The organism is Aequorivita antarctica, from assembly GCF_007997155.1.
GTDB lineage: Bacteria > Bacteroidota > Bacteroidia > Flavobacteriales > Flavobacteriaceae > Aequorivita > Aequorivita antarctica.
The window spans coordinates 1-17833 of record NZ_VORT01000004.1 but is presented as its reverse complement, the minus strand read 5'-3'; the positions used below and the strand labels follow the sequence as shown (position 1 = coordinate 17833).

Sequence of the window (17833 nt, the reverse complement as noted above, 5' to 3'; positions counted from 1 at the left end):
TAAAAATGGTTGAAGAACAAGAACTTGTAATGGCATTACAGACCGAAACGGACAAAGAAGCCGCATTTCGGGAACTTGTTAAGCAGTACAAGGAACGGCTCTACTGGCAAATACGGAATATGGTATTGGACCACGATGATGCTGATGACGTACTTCAAAACACATTCATTAAGATTTTCAGGAATATCAATTCTTTTAAAGGAGACAGTAAGTTACACACTTGGATGTATAGAATTGCAGCCAATGAGTCTATAACATTTCTCAACAAAAAAGCTAAACGAAATAATGTTTCCATTGAAAATGTGAAAGACAATGCCTTGCGCAACCTAGAAAGCGATGTTTATTTTGATGGTGACAACATTCAGCTACAATTTCAAAAAGCGATTGCAACACTCCCAGAAAGGCAAAAATTGATTTTCACAATGAAATATTTTGAAGACCATACTTTCGAGGAACTTTCGGAAATACTGGAAACCTCTGTGGGAGGGTTGAAAAGCAGCTATCACATTGCTGTGAAGAAAATTACCGAATTCATAAAGACACAGGATGAAACTCTTTAAGGTTTTTCAAGTCCTAATTAAACGATGAAAGAAAACAAAAACATATCTGGTTTTAAAACCCCTGAAAATTATTTCGAGAGTTTCGAGGAGCGCTTGTACAGCAAACTTTCAGAAGAAAACTTCCCGAAATCAGCTGGATTCAAAGCTCCAGATGGTTATTTTGATAATTTGGGAGAACAGATTTTGAAAACGGTTATTGCTTCAGAAAAACCTGCGAAAGTTATTCAGCTATTTCCGAAGAAATATTTTGGTTACGCAGCAGCAATCGCAGCTAGCGTGATTATTGGTTTCACTGTTTTCAACACTAATTCAGATAATTCAAGTTTGGACTCTCTGCAATTGGCAGCTATTGACACCTATATTGAAGATGGTAATTTGAATTTAGATATTTATGATCTTACTACCTTTATTAACGATGAAGACATTACCGATTTAAAGCTTGAAGACCATCAATTTTCAGAAACCACACTGGAAAATTATATTTTGGAAAATGTGGATGAAGAAACTTTAATAAACGAACAATGAAAAAATTGATTTTTATATTCCTGCTTGCAACAATAACAATGCACGCGCAGGACGGAAAGCATGAAAAAATTAAAGCGTTAAAGACAGCTTATATTACTCAACAATTATCGCTTACGCCATCTGAGGCGGAGAAATTTTGGCCCGTCTATAATAAATATGATGAAAAGTTCCATGACCTTCGAAAGAAAGAAAAAAGTGAGATATACCAAAAACTGCGCGATGGATTGGATAGTATGAGCGAATCTGATGCCAATGCTTTAATTGACACAAGTTTATCTTTGGAAAGTGAGGAGTTGGCGCTGCGCAAGCAGATGATTACTGAACTTCGAGCTGTGATTTCACCTAAAAAAATAATCATCCTTAAAAAAGCGGAAGACGATTTTAAAAGAGAGCTTTTAGACCGATACCGACATGGCAAAGGTGAAAAAGGTCCCAAGGGTCCAAAATAAAAAAAGCCCCGAAAGTTCGGGGCTTTTTTGTATAATGAATAGAAGCTATTACATTGCGCCCCATTCTTTTAAAGATTTTTCATTTAAAGCCACATAGTCATTATTCCCAGCAGCTTTTGCAAGCTCTTTTGACTTTTTAGCAGCTTCAATAGCTCCTTTTTTATCACCGGCTTTTGCATAGATTAAAGATTTTTGACGAAGTTGCCAAAAAGCAGGCTCTTTGTTCATATTAATAGCCTTATCAATCCAAACTTTCGCTTGGTTAATATCTTTTCCTGCATCAAGATAGTAAACCGCAGACGAATAATAATCGTTAGCCGTTGGACCACTCATTGCTCTTTCTATACTTGCAGTAACTGTTTTATCAGTATTGAATTTAATAGGCACGCCCACGTATGTTTTTTCCCAAAGCATCCCCAACATTGCTGAGTCATTTTTCAAATCGTCAAAACTCATTGTGAATGTTTCAATGTTCATAGGCATTGGATAGGCTTGAACAGAAACCTGAGCAGCTACCTTACTGTCGTCCCACTTTTCTGGAGTTCCCCAATTTGAAGTGTCGCTATAGAAATATACATCCCAGTTTGAAGTACCTGGTTTAGTATAAACTGCATAACTACCGGCTTTTAAAGTTTTACCACCTACTTCCACATCTTCGCTAAAAGTGATTTTTGTGTTTGCGTTAGCTCCTGTGCGCCACATAGCGTCATAAGGAACCAGATTTCCCATAATGGTTCTACCTTTCATAGAAGGTCTTGAATATTCTAGGGTTACATCTGTAAGCCCTACTTTTTGTTCAATTTTTTGAAACGGACTTGGCTGTGGTGTTTGAATTTGTGCCTGAATACCAGCAGTAAGTATCAAAGCAGAAAAAAGGAAAATAATCTTTTTCATTGTAATGGTTTTTAGGTGTTTATATTTTTTACGAAGTTACAATTTGGAAATTTTTAAATAGTTAAGAAAAGCCTAAAAAAGTTAAAAATTACTAATAAATAAATCTTCAAAATTCAAGCTATTGTTTAAGTACGGAGGAATTGTTAATTATTTGTTTAATCTTTTTTAAATATGCTGAAACAAAGTATATTTAAGGAAAATTTGAAAAAATGTTGAAGTTTTTAACGAGAATATTTAGGTCGAGTATTCGCAAGGGTGAGGTTAGAACAAATACCTATCGATTATTGCGAATGAACAGGAAATTACAATCGAAATAAAGATTGAATGAAAATCTATACGCTACACACTAAACAGCACCTCCCTATTTCTTTGGACGAGGCTTGGAATTTTTTATCAAATCCTAAAAACCTAAAAGTAATTACGCCAAATTATATGGGTTTCCATATTCAATCTGGTGCTGACAGACCTATGTTTGCCGGACAGATCATAGAATATATCGTTACCCCAATATTAGGAATCAAGACCAAATGGGTAACCGAAATCACCCATAGTGTCGAAAGAAAATATTTTGTTGACGAGCAGCGCTTTGGTCCCTATGCCCTTTGGCATCATAAACACTTTATAAAGGAGATTGACGGTGGAGTGGAAATGGAAGATTTACTGCACTACAAACTTCCTTTTGGGTTTTTGGGCCAATTGGCACATCCTTTTTTGGTAAAACCGAAGCTTGACGAAATATTTGAATACCGACAAAACAAACTGATTGAACTCTTCGGAACCATGTAACTTTAAAAAAAACAATGCAAAAAACGATATTACTAATAGGTGGTTCCTATGGAATTGGAGCTTCTATTGCAGAAAAATTAAAGGATAGTCATCAGATAATTATCGCTTCACGAAGCAATGATAACATACCAAAGGACATTATTCACCTAACTTTTGATGTTTTAAAAGATGATATAACAAGCCTGGATTTACCTAAAAAAATAGACGGATTGGTATACTGCCCAGGAAGCATCAATCTAAAACCATTTAAAATGATGAGACCCGATAATTTTAATGAAGACATGGAGCTCAATTTTAATTCGCTGATTCGCGTTGTTCACGGTTTACTTCCAAAATTAAAAAATTCGGAACAAGCGAGTCTCGTTTTTTTTAGCACGGTTGCTGTAAAAGTAGGCATGCCTTTTCACACAAGCGTTGCCGCTTCAAAAGGAGCCATTGAGGGTTTTGCAAAAGCACTTGCCGCTGAATATGCACCAAAGTTTAGGGTAAATGTTATCGCACCTTCATTAACGGATACTCCATTAGCTTCAAGGCTTTTGAATAGTGATTCTAAAAAGGAAATAATGGCGAAGCGACATCCTTTAAAAAAGGTTGGCTCTACGGAAGATATTGCGGCTATGGCAGCATTTCTATTGAATGATGAATCACAGTGGATTACGGGCCAAATTTTTGGTGTGGATGGTGGGCTTTCTACTCTAAATATTAATTAAGATTTGAAAGAAAAAGTAAACATATTTTGGTTCCGAAGAGATCTGCGATTAGATGACAACTTAGGTTTTTACAAAGCACTACACGGAAAGTTTCCAGTAATTCCAATATTTATATTTGATTCAGAAATATTGAACGAGCTCCCAAAAGACGATGCCCGTGTTACTTTTATTTTTGAAACGCTTCAAAAAATGCGGAATGAACTGCAAGAACACGGCAGTAGCCTCGCAATGTATCACGGCAAACCCGAAGAAGTTTTCAAGAAAATAATTTCAGAATTTGACGTCCAACACGTAATAACAAATCGCGATTATGAGCCTTACGCGAAAAAACGTGATGAGCAAATAGAAAAACTACTTTCCAAAGAAAACATCGGTTTCTATACTTTTAAAGACCAAGTGATTTTTGAAAAAGACGAAGTTGTAAAAAGTGACGGCGAACCATATATCGTTTACACTCCTTATATGAAAAAGTGGAAGGAGAAATTTAAAGAAGAAAATGATGAAAAGATTTATTACACGAGTGAATTTCTAAAAAAACTATATCAAAACGCTCAATTGCCCAATCTTACACTTAGCGATATTGGCTTCAAAAAATCAAAAATTGAAGTTCCCGACTACGACGTTACCCCTACTACTATTCAAGAATACGAGCAACGAAGAAACTTTCCCTCGGAAGATGCAACTACGCATTTAGGCCCACATTTGCGTTTTGGCACAGTAAGTATTCGAAAAATGATAAAAAAAGCAACTGCTGAAAAGAACGAGGTCTTTTGGCAGGAGCTAATTTGGCGTGAATTCTTTATGCAAATACTGTGGCACTTCCCCGAAACGGTAGCAAATGCTTTTAAAAAGAAATATGACCGTATTGAGTGGCGCAACAATGAAACTGAATTCAAAAAATGGCAAGACGGACAAACTGGTTATCCGTTAGTAGACGCTGGAATGCGCCAACTTAATGAAACAGGATATATGCACAATCGCGTGCGAATGGTCGTGGCCAGCTTTCTATGCAAACATCTTTTAATAGACTGGCGTTGGGGCGAAGCTTATTTTGCTGTAAAGTTACTAGATTATGAAATGGCTAGCAACGTTGGTAATTGGCAATGGGCAGCTGGAAGTGGCGTTGATGCCGCCCCGTATTTTAGAATTTTTAACCCAACTACACAAATTGAAAAGTTTGACAAAGATTACAAATACATAAAAAAATATGTTCCAGAATTTGAAACCGAAAATTATTCCGAAAAATTGGTTGACCACAAAAAAGCACGTGAAAGATGTTTACAAGTTTACAAAGATGCGGTTTCGTAAATTTGTTAATATCTGTACGATTATTCTTAATTACATGTATTATATCGATAAAAGGTGTAGTTTTATCGATTAAAATTAAAACTGTATATACAGACCCAAATTGTAAATCTATGGAAACCTACAAAAACGTATATAGCAATGGTGAAGTTATTGTCACCTATGAACCAAGTCGTTGCATCCATGCCGAAGCTTGTGCAAAAGGGCTTTCGGAAGTATTTAAAACTTCTGTGATTCCATGGATTGATTTAGAAGGTGCTAGTACAAAGAAAATCATCTCACAGGTAAAAAAATGTCCCTCTGGAGCACTCGCATGTTCTAATATAAAAACTAAACAGTTTGTTAAAGATTTTGTAATTTGAAGTAAAATTTGGGTGGTTGTGCACAATTTTTCTACTCTTGCACTGTTAAATAAAGCATTGCACACAAACCTGAAACCATGAAGAAGATTATCTTACTGACATTTCCCCTATTCCTTTTTACGCTGACAATTACTGCACAGGATTCAATTCAAGTAAAAAAAAACACCCTAAACGAACAAATGACCGATGCTTTTGACAAAAGCAACAGTTATCAAGAGTATAAGGTTGTGAAAAAAACGCAGCTAGCTACTTTAAAGCGAAATATTTTAGATTCAGTTTCTTCTTTGGAGGAAAAAATAAAGACCCAGCAAATCGAGTTGACACAACAAAAAAATGAAGTTGATTCGCTTCGCCAAAATTTAAAGAACACTCAGCAAAACCTGGCTAACTCAAAAGAAAAAGAGGATGGAATAGCTGTTTTTGGAATTCTAACTTCCAAAGCCGCTTACAACTCTATAATGTGGGGTATTATCGTGATTTTACTATTTATAAGTGGTTTTTTATTCTACAGATTTTTGAACAGTCACAAAATCACCAACGCCGCACAACTAAATATGGCTGAGATGGAAATTGAACTGGAAGATTACCGTCGAAACAGTTTGGAGCGCGAACAAAAACTTCGCAGAAAACTACAAGATGAAATTAATAAGAATAGAAAGGGTTAACTCCTTTTAAGGCTCTGTGCGCGTTATTTTTGCGCCGATTGCCCGAAGTCTTTCGTCAATATTTTCATAACCTCTGTCTATCTGTTCAATATTGTGGATTGTACTTATACCTTCCGCAGAAAGTGCTGCAATCAACAATGAAATACCAGCTCTAATATCTGGAGAAACCATTGTTGTAGCTTTAAGGTTTGATTGAAAATTATGGCCAATAACTGTGGCCCTGTGCGGATCACAAAGAATGATTTTCGCACCCATATCTATTAACTTATCCACGAAAAACAAACGACTTTCAAACATTTTTTGGTGAATGAGCACGCTTCCTTTTGCTTGGGTACAGACCACAAGAACAATACTCAATAAATCTGGTGTAAAACCAGGCCACGGCGCATCAGCTACTGTAAGAATAGAACCATCAATATAGCCTTGAATTTCGTATTCCTTTTGTGAAGGAATATGAATATCATCCCCCTTCTTATTTAGTTTAATACCCAGTTTTCTGAAGGTTTCAGGAATTAATCCCAAATTTTCCCAGCTTACATTTTTAATTGTGATTTCGCTATGAGTCATTGCAGCCAAACCAATCCAACTGCCTATTTCAATCATATCTGGCAAAACCCTGTGTTTACAGCCTCCTAGACTTTCAACACCTTCAATTACTAATAAGTTAGAGCTAATACCGCTTATTTTAGCTCCCATAGCGTTCAGCATTTTGCATAGTTGCTGGATATATGGTTCGCAAGCGGCATTATAAATTGTAGTTTTGCCCTTAGCCAAAACCGCTGCCATGATAATGTTTGCAGTTCCTGTAACAGAAGCTTGGTCCAAAAGCATATACGCTCCTTTTAAACCTTTGGGAGCTTCAACACCATAAAAGCGCTCCTCTTTGTTGTATCTGAATTTGGCACCAAGTTTTATAAAACCTTCAAAATGTGTATCCAGTCTTCTTCTTCCAATTTTATCGCCACCTGGTCTTGGAATGTAGCCTTTCCCGAATCTTGCCAATAAAGGGCCGACAATCATAATGGAACCACGAAGCGAGCTTCCTTCTTGCTTAAAAAGTTCGGATTCCAGGTAGTTTAAATTGATATCGTCAGCCGTAAAAGCGTATTTGCCTTTTCCAAGTTTTTGGATTTTTACGCCAAGATTTTCTAATATTTTTATCAGTTTATTGACGTCAAGAATATCTGGAATGTTTTCGATAATAACTTTTTCCGGAGTCAATAATACTGCACAAAGAATTTGTAAGGCTTCGTTTTTGGCACCCTGCGGCGTAATTTCGCCTTTCAGTTTATGCCCGCCCTCTATTTGGAAAGTTCCCATAAATAACGGTTGAAATTTTAATAACGTTTGCGGTTGCGGTTGCTATTGTTATTGCTATTGCTTGGTTTGTAATTTTTCTTACCTGAAGAAGTATTCGTGTTGAAACGTTTTTTGTTTTTTAACAAGTTGGAAGCATCACTTAAATCCTCATCGCTGTTTTTAAGATTGATTTTCCCTTCAGAAAGTTCAAAAAGATGGGCAAAAATAACATCATCTTCCACAGTATCTTTGTTCCAGTTTAGGAAACATTTTTTCATGTGGTTCGCAATGGTAAGTACAAGTCCTTCTTTTTTATCGCCTTCTTCCCAACTACTAGCTACATCAATCATCCTTTTGATGTTATTGCCATAAAAACGATATTTAGGAAAATTTTGCGGATAGCTTAATGGTTCGGGACGCTCCATTAATTCTTCCCGAGAAGGAATTGGAAAAGGAGAATCTACATCAAGTTTAAAGTCCGAGATAATAAAAAGTTGATCCCAAAGCATTGGCTGAAAATCTGGAACATCGCGAAGGTGCGGGTTTAGGTTTCCCATTACCGCAATTATGCTTTTGGCAATTTTATTTCGCTCGTCTTTATCTTCTGTGGCGATTGCTTGATCTACCATTTTTTGAATATGACGTCCATATTCTGGAATAATCAATTTTGGGCGCTCTGTATTATATTCTATTTGTGCTACTTCTTGTATCAAAATGTTTTTATTAAGGAAAGAATTTAGTGTATTCGGAAAGATTGAAAATCATTTCTCACGCAAAATACTAAAAATTATAGTGAAATAACACCTTCAACCTTGGAAACTTCAAGATATTTTTTAACCACATCATCTGGAGAATCCATCGTAACTTTTATAGAAACACTAGAATAGGTCCCTTTTGATGAATCGCGGGTTGTTATTTCGGCATCCGTACCGTCGTAAATAGCTCTTATTTCAGCAATCTTTTCAAGATTCGCAGGCACTATAAATTTAAAAAGATAGGGCGATGGCCAAGTGGCATCTTCTGCAAGTTGTTTTTTTAAACGCTCGTAAAATTCTGCGGTATTCTTGTCTTGATCCATTAAAATAATAGTAACTGTGTAAGCAACAAAGATACACTTTCACCACAAATATTTATTTACTTACTTTGTATAAAATTGAAACTTTTGAAAACGAAAAGAATTGTAATCACTGGCGGACCTGGTTCAGGAAAAACAGCACTTATTACTTATTTGGAAAAAGAAGGTCATGCCGTTATACACGAAATTTCGAGGGATGTTATCTTAGAAGCACAAAAAGAAGGCATTGAACAACTATTTCTAGAGAACCCAATTCTTTTTAGTGAAAAACTACTGGAAGGTCGATTGAAGCAATTTCACGAAGGAAAAAATAATGCAAGCCAAATACTTTTCTATGATCGCGGAATGCCTGATGTTACTGCTTACATGGATTTTGTAGACACACATTATCCCGAAAAATTTTCAGATACCTGCTTAAAATATAAATACGATGAAATCTTCGTGCTCCCACCTTGGGAAGATATTTATGAACAGGACAATGAGCGTTATGAATCTTTTGAGCAAGCTGAAAAAATTTTTCATTTCCTAAAAAATGGTTACCAAAATTACGGTTACAAAATTCATGAAGTACCCGTGGGTACTATTAAAGAACGAGTTCAGTTTATAATAACCACCATTAACTTAATAACAAATTGACAAATGTCCGCGACATCCTGACCAAATACTGGGGCTATACTTCCTTCAAACCAATGCAGGAAGAAATAATCAATTCGGTATTGAACGGAAAGGATACTGTGGCGCTTTTGCCTACCGGCGGTGGAAAATCATTGTGTTTTCAAGTTCCAGCTATGGCAATGGAGGGCATCTGCATTGTAGTTTCGCCCTTGGTGGCACTGATGGGCGATCAAGTAAATGCTTTGAAAGAACACGGCATAAAAGCTTTGAAACTGACTGGCGGAATATCTTTTGATGAGTTGAACACCTTACTGGACAATGCGCTTTACGGAAACTACAAATTCCTATACCTCTCGCCCGAACGGCTTCAGCAGGAAATAGTTCAAAATTACATCAAACAAATGAATGTAAATTTGATTGCTGTTGATGAGGCCCACTGCATATCTCAATGGGGAAATGATTTTCGGCCAGCTTACAAAAACATTACATTGCTTCGGGAAATACATCCTTTGATTCCCGTAATTGCACTTACCGCAACGGCAACGCCCGAAGTCTTGGAAGATACCATTTTTGAATTAAAAATGGAGCTTCCCGCGGTTTTCAAAAATTCATTTGTTCGCGAAAATCTTTCGTATCAAGTTTTTAAGCAGGAAGATAAACTCTATAAAGCAGAGCAGCTTCTTAAAACCAACAAAGGGTCAGCCATTGTTTATGTAAGAAACAGAAAAAGCACCATTGAAATAAGCGAACAGCTTAACAGTTTGGGAATTTCTGCCACTTTTTATCACGGCGGAATATCAACAAAGGAAAAAGCACAAAAACTCCAGTCTTGGCGAAACGGGACGTTTTCAACAATGGTCGCTACAAATGCTTTTGGAATGGGGATTGACCATCCAAATGTACGTTTCGTAATTCACCTTCAAATTCCCGAAAGTCTGGAGAGTTATTTTCAAGAAGCTGGACGGGCTGGACGCGATGGAGATTACGCTACAGCAATACTCCTTTATAATGAGTACGATAAAATGTATGTAAAACAGCAATTTGTTGAATCGCTGCCGACTACTTCAGAATTAAAAAAAATATATCGCACGCTGAACAATTATTTCCAAATTCCTTACGGAGAAGGGGAATTTACCCAACACAACTTCGGTTTTTCTGATTTCTGTAAAACATACAATCTCAACACCTTGCTAGCATATAATGCGTTGAACAATTTGGATCGTTTGGGCATTATTCAGCTTTCACAGGAATTCGGGCGAAAATCAATTGTTCAGTTTTTAATTTCTTCGGAAGAAGTGCTGCATTATTTTGAAAAAGACGTAACCGCTTCCGTTATCGGGAAAACCATCCTCAGGATTTACGGCGGAATATTTGAAATGCCCACGTCAGTCAACTTAGATTTGATTGTCTCCAAAACGGGACAATCTATTGAAACTGTTATTGCCATTTTAAAAAAATTGGAGCGCGACCAAGTTGTAGAAATAATGCTGCAAATAACCGATGCTACGCTCACCTTTCTCGTACCGAGGGAAGACGACAAAACCATAAATGTAATTTCGCGTGAAGTGGAAGCGCTGAATAGAAAAAAAATAGCCCAAGTAAATTCTGTTCTAAACTATATTGCGAATACCAAAACTTGCCGAAGCGTACAACTGGTTTCATACTTTGGCGAAACAACTGCCAGCAAATGCGGAATTTGCTCAGTTTGCAGAACACAGAATTCCAAGTTATCAAACAGAGAAATGCAACAGATCGCAACACAGATACTTGCGTTGGTTGAAGGCGGTGATTTAAGTTCGCGGGAGATTTCAGAAAAACTTACTTTTGCAGAGACCGATATTTTGAAGGTGCTCCGTTTGTTAATGGATGCCGAGAAAATAAAAGTTAACCCTAAAAACCAATATTATTTAAATTGAAGAAATGCACAACGAATTGAGAATAGTGTTTATGGGAACCCCAGATTTTGCAGTGGGAATTCTAAAAGAACTGATTGAAGCTGGTAAAAGTATTGTAGGGGTAATCACCGCTCCCGACAAACCCGCTGGACGCGGAAGAAAATTAATGGGTTCGGCGGTAAAGGAGTATGCGGTTTCTCAAAATTTGAAAATTCTTCAACCCACAAACTTGAAAGACGAATCTTTTTTGAAAGAATTAAAAGATTTAAACGCCAACCTTCAAGTTGTAGTGGCTTTTCGGATGCTTCCAAAAGCGGTTTGGAAAATGCCCAAATTGGGGACTTTCAACCTACACGCTTCACTCCTACCGCAATATAGAGGTGCTGCACCTATTAATTGGGCTCTTATTAATAAGGAAGAAAAGACAGGTGTCACCACTTTTTTTATTGACGAAAAGATTGATACTGGTTCCATAATAGCAAATAAAGAAGTTATTATAGATAAGCGTGAAAATGCGGAAACACTTCACGATAAGCTGATGCAGAAAGGAAGCGAGCTAGTTTTGGAAACACTCAACCTAATAGAAAAAGGGAATGCAGACCCAAGACCGCAACCCCAAAACAACACTTTAAAAGACGCGCCAAAACTTACTCCAGAAAACACACGTATAGACTGGACAAAACCTGGGGAAGATATTGATGCTTTTATACGTGGGCTTTCTCCCTATCCTGTGGCTTGGTCAATACTTCATAATAATAACGAAGAATTAAAAACAAAAATCTATGCAGGCAATTTTGAAAAAGACATTCACAATTTTGAACCGGGAACTATTAAAACTTCGAAAAAGGAACTAAAAGTTGTTTGTTTGGACGGATACATTGTAATAAAGGAAATACAACTCCCCGGAAAACGGAAAATGGATGTTTTTTCTCTCTTGAATGGGTATTCTTTTAATGAAGATTCCAAACTATCGTAAACCCTTGTCAGTACTGATTTCATTAAAAAACCCAAAAAAAGCGCTGGGTTTATTAACAAACAGTCCAAGTTATCAACAAAAACAGGGATTTACTGCGTCGTTACTTGCCTGAACGAATATTCCTGCTAAATTTGTAGAGCAATTAATCGAAGTTTAACCAACAATTTAATTTAAAAAAATTATGAACAAATCAGATTTAATCGATGCAATGGCAGCTGATGCCGGAATTACAAAAGCTGCTGCTAAGAAATCTTTAGAGTCTTTCTTGGGCAACGTTCAAGGCTCACTTAAAAAAGGTAACAGAGTATCTCTAGTAGGTTTCGGATCTTGGTCAGTATCAAAAAGAGCAGCCAGAGAAGGAAGAAACCCTCAAACTGGTAAAACCATTAAAATTGCTGCTAAAAAAGTAGTAAAGTTCAAAGCTGGTTCAGATTTACAAAACAGCGTAAACTAATTGTAAAATATTTTACAAATTTTAAAAACCTTCTAACCAACAACTTGGGAAAGAAGGTTTTTTTATTTTATTGATAGTTAGTTATTTAGAATACTGTAATGTTTTATAGCTTTTAATCAATAAAATATAATTTAAACATCGATTTAGTATTTTTTTGGTAATCTTAAATTTAATACTTAGATTTATTTAACCAAAAAAAACAATATGACCACCTTAAAACCAGCCAAGGGATTATTATTGGTTGCTGAGCCATCCATTATAGGGGACGTTTCTTTTAACCGTTCCGTAGTGCTTTTAGCAGAGTATAATGAAAACGGCTCGGTTGGTTTTATTCTTAACAAACCCCTAGAGCACAAACTGCGAGACTTTGTTCCAGAAGTAAATTCAAAGCTTCCAGTATATAATGGCGGACCTGTGGAACAGGACAATCTTTATTTTATACACTGCATTCCAGAAATTATTCCAGACAGTATTGAAATTTCCAACGGAATCTATTGGGGTGGAGATTTTAGCGCTATTATCGATTTGCTAAAGGAAGACAAACTGAAAAAAGACCAAATTCGTTTTTTCTTAGGCTATTCTGGTTGGGAAAGCGAACAGTTGGAACAGGAACTAGAAGTGAATAGCTGGGTCGTGGTTCCAAATAACTATAACAATACCATCATTGGGAAAACCAATACCAACTTTTGGAAGGAAAAGATGATTGAGTTTGGAGGCGATTACGTTTTGTGGTCCAATGCCCCCGAGAACCCAAGTTTCAATTAACCTATTCTTGCCTTTAAATTCAGTTTTGGCAACAACTGTTTAGCCACTTCATTCCTAAATTCCTTTTTGCGATATTTTGTTATAGGCACTATGCCTTGAATGATATTGGTAATAAAGATTTCATCTGCCTTTTGAAGTTCGAAAGGAGAAATTGATGCTTCTTCAAGTGTAAAGTCCTGCATCAATTTAAGAATTGAGATAAGTTGTTTTCTAAGAATTCCGTTGAGGCAACCATCTTTTAAAGGTGGCGTTTTTATAGTGTTTCCAGACACCAAAAACAGATTGCCGTTCAGCGCTTCTACCACTTGCTTATTTTCATTCAACAACAAGCAGTTTTGATAATCATTTTCTTTTGCGAAAATGCTACCCAATATATTTATAAGCCTGTTATTGGTTTTTAGGGTTGAAAGCAATCCCGAAGTGATGTAATGATCCTTAAAAAGTTCAACTTCATAATCCGCTTCATTTAAAGTATAAAATGGCGCGTCGAGTTTTTCAAAGGAAATTACATATTCAATATCATTAGTAATTGGTGTGTATTTCCCGCCAGTTTTCCGCCAAACAAGTAGCTTTACGCGAAGTGAAACCCCTTCTTTTTCTGGTGAAGTAATGGTTCGCAATATTTCTTCCTCCAAAAACTCCATTGTAAAGTTCATTGGAATTTCCATCCGAAGAATTCGCATAGAAGCCATAAGACGAAAATAATGGTCTTCCCAAAAGTATATTTTTCCTCCTGAAAATCGCAATGTTTCAAAAACAGCATCGCCATAATTTAGACCTCTATTATCTATTGTAATAGTTGCTTTTTCATTCGCTATCAGTGTTCCGTTTAAATTCACCATAAAAAAACCGTCCTTTTTTAATGGACGGTGCAAAGGTATTATATTTTAAAGGGATTTTAGGCGGAACCTAAAATTGACTTTAGGTTAGAAACCATGTTTTCCCAAAGCATTTTTCCTTCTTCCACTTCATCTTCTTCAGCAAAATCGGTTACCATTAAGGAAACGTCTTTAGTTATTTCATCAACCTGAATACGAAGTTCAAAATAAAACTCTTCGTCTTCGTCTTCAACCCATCTAAATTTAATGCGTTCTGGGCTTTTTTTGCTCAGGAGCTTTGCCCGTTCTTCACTTTGGGACCAGATAAAAGTGTAAAATTCACCTCTTGAATTTACATTGTCTGCATACCATTCGGAAAGTCCCGAAGGCGTTGATATATATTGATATAAAAGTGAAGGGGAAACCTGAATGGGGAATTCCATTTCATATTTTATTTTGTCTTCCATAGCTTTCTGTTAGTTGATGCCCAATATATAGATATTAATCTTAACCTCAAATGAAAGATTGAGAATTTTTCTTTTAAAAAAACATATAGAAAGGCGAAATAATTTAAATAAAAACAGAACCTAATATTTGCGACAGATAATTTTGTTTCTATCTTTGCACCCGCCTATGCAAAAAGCTTCGGCTAGAATAGGTTTGAAAAAAAATGGCGAGGTAGCTCAGTTGGTTAGAGCGTCGGATTCATAACCCGGAGGTCGGGGGATCGTGCCCCCCTCTCGCTACAGTTAGATAAGGACTTTACAGAAATGTGAAGTCTTTTTTATTTCAGTGGGTACAGAATAGGTACAGAATCTGGCCATTTTTGATTTCTCATTTTATTTAATTTTAAACGATATTAAATGACTAGATAGAATCATAATTGAGATAAATGTATTCGAAAAAAAAATCATATCAATTATTTTCTCATCATCAAACACCGAAAAAATTAGTCAACTGAATTAAAAATTAATATTAAAGTATAATGTCGTTCCAGCCCATTCCCGCTACATTGCATTTCGGGAAATGCGCTTCTCTATAATGTCTTGGACACAATCCCAAAATTTTATTTAAATATTCTTCTAAATAATAAATTAATGGAATATAAAATTTTGAAATTAAGTCCGCCCGATCCTGCTGGGTTTAGTGTTCAGGCTTCCAAAGTAACATTTCAAGACATTCCAAATCAAATTTATAAATCCAACCACCCCGTTACCTTTCAGATAGAAAGATCTAAAATTTAAAATTAGAGCACTGCATAACCGGTCGCAAGCTCCCTTTTATAAGTCCTTTTCTAATTTTAAATTTTAAAATAGAACAGTATCGGAAAGGTAACGCGATGGCGCTATGGGAAGTAAATTGAGAATAAGATGAGGATAATGTCTGGTTTTGAAGCGGCGAATTCTACTGTATTTGAGATTCTGCTATAAATCAAAAAAGGAAAGGAAAACGCTCAAGATATAATAAGTAAATCGTTTTGCTTTAACTATAAATAATCTTCTTTCTTCTGATTATTCTTTAAGGATAATAAGCAATTGATATTAAAAAATTGGAATGGGTAGCTATAAATTTAAACCTGTTTTAACTAAGTGAAAGTTTACTTTTTTTGGAGCGGAGCGGAAAAAATTTGTAAAGCAAGAGGATAACACGCTGCGCGATGTTTTGTTTTATAAACCACTTGTTTTTAGCAATTTATCAATCTTTACAAATTTGTTTTTTAGTAATTTTCCGTGAAAAACCTTCGAACAACCTATTAATAGGCAAATTTTTCACGGAATTTTTTAGTAATAAGCATTTTAATAAGATTGAAAATTAATTTCTTACTCCTCCAATAAAAGCTCTTCCAAAGCATCATAACTGAACAATTGTGCATCAGGCAAAAGTGTAACCGCCAAATCCAAAATTGTGGCGATGCTAAAAAATTAGTTATTTGGAAAAGCTTTTAGGGAAGAAATAACTCCCTTCCTACTTAATTTATAAACCCTGGCCTAATGGCTGGGGTTTTTGTTTTTGATTCACTTTGCTTTTTTGCCATTTATAAACTATATTTGGTATTCTTCCCAGTGTATAAGCCCACTCTTACGGTTTTCCGTAATTGCGCATTATTGTTTTTAACTATATTTATATAATTAGCTGCACTTTTGATAGCGAGAGCAGTCCGCTCATCCATTATAACCTACGGCTACAGTAGCTGATTGCTGTCTAGAGTAGAATAACGGATAGGTACTAAGCGAAAGGAGCTTATTTCGATAGTGCTGAAAAGTAACTTTTGAATCTTTAATAGTAACTATGCGAACTATTGCCATAATACCAATGAAACACGAAGGCAGGCAAGCCTACCAGTTGAACTTTGACAATGATAATATTGTAAAGGAACTTATAAACTCCCTGCCCTACGTGAACTGGAGCGCTACCAAAAAATGCTTTTATGCCTTTAATGATGAAATAATATTCAAGGCACTTTACAAACAGCTGCGAGATCTGAACCTTTATGTAGATTATAGCCAAATACAAAAAAACCCTGTCCGCCCTTCGATGGTCGCTAAAACTAGCAATCCCTTAAGCCTACCACAACTTTCAGAAACAACACAAAAGGAACTCGCCCGCTTTGCACGATGGATGCAGGAAAAACGGCTTGCCGCAAGTACCGTAAACACCTATCATGCCGTTACCGCGCTCTTCCTCCAATATTTGCAGCTTAAACAAGCTGCAAATCCTGATGTATTATGGTTACAACGTTTTAACCACGACTATATACTTAAGGGCGGGCACAGTATTTCCTACCAAAACCAGTGCATCAATGGGATAAAAAAATACTTCGCCTTCAAAAATTTGGAGGTGGAAAGCATGAATATAGAACGTCCCCGGAAAGAGAAACGCCTGCCCGTGGTGCTCAGCAAAGAAGAAATAAAAAAAATTTTTGAAGCCATCCATAACTTAAAGCACCGTGCTTTGTTATCGCTTATCTATTCCGCAGGACTTCGCATTGGTGAAGCGCTTGCGCTGAGACCTCAAGACATAGACCGCCACCGCATGTTGATACATATAAAAATGGCAAAGGGAAAAAAAGACCGCTACACCCTACTCTCCGCAAACATCCTGCAATTGCTGGAAACATATTACAGAACGTATAAACCCAAAATATATCTTTTTGAAGGGCAAGATGGCGGCCCATACTCCGCTAGCAGTGCACAACAAGTACTAAAAAAGGCAATGCGGAAAGCGAGCATTTTAAAACAGGGCATTACCTTGCACAGTCTAAGGCACAGTTTTGCAACACATTTGCTTGAAGGCGGAACGGACATTCGGTACATACAATCTCTTTTGGGTCACAACAGCCCCAATACCACGATGATATATACCCACGTGAGCGAAAAAAGCCTAAAAAACATAAAGAACCCCTTTGATGACTTATAAAAAATAAGTAGGTTTGGTAAACCTCTTTAAAAAGCTACATTATGCTGTTTTTACTAAACACAACAAAATTGTTAAAACTTGGGTTTAGCCAAACAAATTGAAGGGATAAACCCAATAAAGTTGGGAGTATAAACAAGTTGGCAAAAATTTAACTGACCACGTATAGAGAGTTGTTTTATAAAAAAAGACAATCATGTTCTATAAAAAAGAATTAAGAGAATTAGTAGAGGATTATGGAGGAGGTCGTGGAAAGAAAAATGCTA

Annotated in this window: 21 protein-coding genes and 1 tRNA gene; 16 read left to right on the top strand and 6 right to left on the bottom strand. The window is 36.3% G+C overall.

The window, feature by feature from the left end; genetic code table 11:
- Positions 1-5 precede the first annotated feature (5 nt).
- The 3 genes from ESU54_RS06515 to ESU54_RS06505 are packed head-to-tail and all read left to right on the top strand — an operon-like array spanning position 6 to position 1534.
- Positions 6-560 carry an RNA polymerase sigma factor gene (locus ESU54_RS06515; protein WP_111845865.1) on the top strand — a complete coding sequence of 185 codons (555 nt, stop codon included), beginning with the start codon at positions 6-8 and terminating at the stop codon, positions 558-560.
- Positions 561-584: 24 nt separating this feature from the next.
- The gene (locus ESU54_RS06510) at positions 585-1085 is read left to right on the top strand and encodes a hypothetical protein (RefSeq protein ID WP_111845864.1); all 501 of its coding nucleotides are present in this window, start codon (positions 585-587) and stop codon (positions 1083-1085) included.
- Complete coding sequence (locus tag ESU54_RS06505) at positions 1082-1534, top strand: sensor of ECF-type sigma factor (RefSeq protein WP_111845863.1); 453 nt, start codon at positions 1082-1084, stop codon at positions 1532-1534. The genes ESU54_RS06510 and ESU54_RS06505 overlap by 4 nt, the downstream gene beginning before the upstream one ends.
- 48 nt (positions 1535-1582) lie before the next feature.
- On the opposite strand, the gene ESU54_RS06500 is transcribed toward ESU54_RS06505, so the two are convergent.
- The gene (locus tag ESU54_RS06500) at positions 1583-2428 is read right to left on the bottom strand and encodes a DUF2911 domain-containing protein (RefSeq protein WP_111845862.1); all 846 of its coding nucleotides are present in this window, start codon (positions 2426-2428) and stop codon (positions 1583-1585) included.
- A 324-nt stretch (positions 2429-2752) separates the two neighbouring features.
- Between ESU54_RS06500 and ESU54_RS06495 the strand changes: the two genes are divergently transcribed.
- From ESU54_RS06495 to ESU54_RS06475, 5 genes are all read left to right on the top strand, one after another.
- Complete coding sequence (locus tag ESU54_RS06495; protein ID WP_111845861.1) at positions 2753-3214, top strand: SRPBCC family protein; 462 nt, start codon at positions 2753-2755, stop codon at positions 3212-3214.
- A gap of 14 nt (positions 3215-3228) precedes the next feature.
- On the top strand, positions 3229-3924 hold the full coding sequence (locus tag ESU54_RS06490; protein ID WP_111845860.1) for an SDR family NAD(P)-dependent oxidoreductase: 696 nt from the start codon (positions 3229-3231) through the stop codon (positions 3922-3924).
- Between the two features lie 3 nt (positions 3925-3927).
- Positions 3928-5232: a cryptochrome/photolyase family protein gene (locus ESU54_RS06485; RefSeq protein ID WP_111845859.1), complete on the top strand. Its 1305-nt coding sequence runs from the start codon at positions 3928-3930 to the stop codon at positions 5230-5232.
- A gap of 110 nt (positions 5233-5342) precedes the next feature.
- On the top strand, positions 5343-5591 hold the full coding sequence (locus ESU54_RS06480; protein WP_111845858.1) for a (4Fe-4S)-binding protein: 249 nt from the start codon (positions 5343-5345) through the stop codon (positions 5589-5591).
- A 77-nt stretch (positions 5592-5668) separates the two neighbouring features.
- Positions 5669-6256 carry a tRNA (guanine-N1)-methyltransferase gene (locus ESU54_RS06475; RefSeq protein ID WP_111845857.1) on the top strand — a complete coding sequence of 196 codons (588 nt, stop codon included), beginning with the start codon at positions 5669-5671 and terminating at the stop codon, positions 6254-6256.
- Between the two features lie 6 nt (positions 6257-6262).
- Here ESU54_RS06475 and murA read toward each other — a convergent pair whose 3' ends face one another.
- The 3 genes from murA to ESU54_RS06460 form a co-directional block, all read right to left on the bottom strand.
- Positions 6263-7576: a UDP-N-acetylglucosamine 1-carboxyvinyltransferase gene (murA, locus tag ESU54_RS06470; RefSeq protein ID WP_111845856.1), complete on the bottom strand. Its 1314-nt coding sequence runs from the start codon at positions 7574-7576 to the stop codon at positions 6263-6265.
- Positions 7577-7593: 17 nt separating this feature from the next.
- Positions 7594-8268: a DUF4290 domain-containing protein gene (locus ESU54_RS06465; protein ID WP_111845855.1), complete on the bottom strand. Its 675-nt coding sequence runs from the start codon at positions 8266-8268 to the stop codon at positions 7594-7596.
- A gap of 74 nt (positions 8269-8342) precedes the next feature.
- Positions 8343-8633, bottom strand: a complete 291-nt coding sequence (locus tag ESU54_RS06460) for a DUF493 family protein (RefSeq protein ID WP_111845854.1) — start codon at positions 8631-8633, stop codon at positions 8343-8345.
- Between the two features lie 84 nt (positions 8634-8717).
- Between ESU54_RS06460 and ESU54_RS06455 the strand changes: the two genes are divergently transcribed.
- The 5 genes from ESU54_RS06455 (at position 8718) to ESU54_RS06435 (ending at position 13335) form a co-directional block, all read left to right on the top strand.
- Positions 8718-9266, top strand: coding sequence for an AAA family ATPase (locus tag ESU54_RS06455; RefSeq protein WP_111845874.1), 549 nt, complete (start codon positions 8718-8720; stop codon positions 9264-9266).
- Positions 9263-11161 (top strand): RecQ family ATP-dependent DNA helicase, encoded by a 1899-nt coding sequence (locus ESU54_RS06450; RefSeq protein WP_111845853.1) that lies wholly within the window; start codon positions 9263-9265, stop codon positions 11159-11161. Before ESU54_RS06455 ends, ESU54_RS06450 begins: the two co-directional genes overlap by 4 nt.
- Positions 11162-11165: 4 nt before the next feature.
- Positions 11166-12116, top strand: a complete 951-nt coding sequence (gene fmt, locus ESU54_RS06445) for a methionyl-tRNA formyltransferase (RefSeq protein WP_111845852.1) — start codon at positions 11166-11168, stop codon at positions 12114-12116.
- Positions 12117-12297: 181 nt separating this feature from the next.
- Positions 12298-12570, top strand: a complete 273-nt coding sequence (locus tag ESU54_RS06440; RefSeq protein ID WP_111845851.1) for an HU family DNA-binding protein — start codon at positions 12298-12300, stop codon at positions 12568-12570.
- Between the two features lie 204 nt (positions 12571-12774).
- On the top strand, positions 12775-13335 hold the full coding sequence (locus ESU54_RS06435) for a YqgE/AlgH family protein (RefSeq protein ID WP_111845850.1): 561 nt from the start codon (positions 12775-12777) through the stop codon (positions 13333-13335).
- On the opposite strand, the gene ESU54_RS06430 is transcribed toward ESU54_RS06435, so the two are convergent.
- Together ESU54_RS06430 and ESU54_RS06425 are read right to left on the bottom strand one after the other, a co-directional pair.
- Positions 13332-14177: an aminotransferase class IV gene (locus ESU54_RS06430; RefSeq protein WP_111845849.1), complete on the bottom strand. Its 846-nt coding sequence runs from the start codon at positions 14175-14177 to the stop codon at positions 13332-13334. The two genes, ESU54_RS06435 and ESU54_RS06430, sit on opposite strands and share 4 nt — an antisense overlap.
- Before the next feature lie 56 nt (positions 14178-14233).
- A complete protein-coding gene (locus tag ESU54_RS06425) occupies positions 14234-14620 on the bottom strand; it encodes an START-like domain-containing protein (RefSeq protein ID WP_111845848.1) in 387 nt (128 codons plus the stop codon).
- Between the two features lie 205 nt (positions 14621-14825).
- Here ESU54_RS06425 and ESU54_RS06420 point away from each other — a divergent pair.
- The 3 genes from ESU54_RS06420 to ESU54_RS06415 all read left to right on the top strand — a co-directional run bounded on the left by ESU54_RS06420 (position 14826) and on the right by ESU54_RS06415 (position 17570).
- A tRNA-Met gene (locus tag ESU54_RS06420) sits at positions 14826-14899 on the top strand.
- A 351-nt stretch (positions 14900-15250) separates the two neighbouring features.
- Positions 15251-15397 (top strand): hypothetical protein, encoded by a 147-nt coding sequence (locus ESU54_RS17800; RefSeq protein ID WP_160113312.1) that lies wholly within the window; start codon positions 15251-15253, stop codon positions 15395-15397.
- Between the two features lie 1069 nt (positions 15398-16466).
- A complete protein-coding gene (locus ESU54_RS06415) occupies positions 16467-17570 on the top strand; it encodes a tyrosine-type recombinase/integrase (protein ID WP_249041324.1) in 1104 nt (367 codons plus the stop codon).
- Positions 17571-17833 lie beyond the last annotated feature (263 nt).

Coding starts and splice junctions, on each gene's coding strand:
- ESU54_RS06500 (WP_111845862.1), bottom strand. CDS start 2,428: ATGAAAAAGATTATTTTCCTTTTTTCTGCTTTGATACTTACTGCTGGT.
- ESU54_RS06490 (WP_111845860.1), top strand. CDS start 3,229: ATGCAAAAAACGATATTACTAATAGGTGGTTCCTATGGAATTGGAGCT.
- ESU54_RS06475 (WP_111845857.1), top strand. CDS start 5,669: ATGAAGAAGATTATCTTACTGACATTTCCCCTATTCCTTTTTACGCTG.
- ESU54_RS06460 (WP_111845854.1), bottom strand. CDS start 8,633: ATGGATCAAGACAAGAATACCGCAGAATTTTACGAGCGTTTAAAAAAA.
- ESU54_RS06430 (WP_111845849.1), bottom strand. CDS start 14,177: ATGGTGAATTTAAACGGAACACTGATAGCGAATGAAAAAGCAACTATT.
- murA (WP_111845856.1), bottom strand. CDS start 7,576: ATGGGAACTTTCCAAATAGAGGGCGGGCATAAACTGAAAGGCGAAATT.
- ESU54_RS06435 (WP_111845850.1), top strand. CDS start 12,775: ATGACCACCTTAAAACCAGCCAAGGGATTATTATTGGTTGCTGAGCCA.
- ESU54_RS06480 (WP_111845858.1), top strand. CDS start 5,343: ATGGAAACCTACAAAAACGTATATAGCAATGGTGAAGTTATTGTCACC.
- ESU54_RS06415 (WP_249041324.1), top strand. CDS start 16,467: ATGAAACACGAAGGCAGGCAAGCCTACCAGTTGAACTTTGACAATGAT.
- ESU54_RS06510 (WP_111845864.1), top strand. CDS start 585: ATGAAAGAAAACAAAAACATATCTGGTTTTAAAACCCCTGAAAATTAT.
- ESU54_RS06425 (WP_111845848.1), bottom strand. CDS start 14,620: ATGGAAGACAAAATAAAATATGAAATGGAATTCCCCATTCAGGTTTCC.
- ESU54_RS06495 (WP_111845861.1), top strand. CDS start 2,753: ATGAAAATCTATACGCTACACACTAAACAGCACCTCCCTATTTCTTTG.
- ESU54_RS06440 (WP_111845851.1), top strand. CDS start 12,298: ATGAACAAATCAGATTTAATCGATGCAATGGCAGCTGATGCCGGAATT.
- ESU54_RS17800 (WP_160113312.1), top strand. CDS start 15,251: ATGGAATATAAAATTTTGAAATTAAGTCCGCCCGATCCTGCTGGGTTT.
- ESU54_RS06505 (WP_111845863.1), top strand. CDS start 1,082: ATGAAAAAATTGATTTTTATATTCCTGCTTGCAACAATAACAATGCAC.
- fmt (WP_111845852.1), top strand. CDS start 11,166: ATGCACAACGAATTGAGAATAGTGTTTATGGGAACCCCAGATTTTGCA.
- ESU54_RS06515 (WP_111845865.1), top strand. CDS start 6: ATGGTTGAAGAACAAGAACTTGTAATGGCATTACAGACCGAAACGGAC.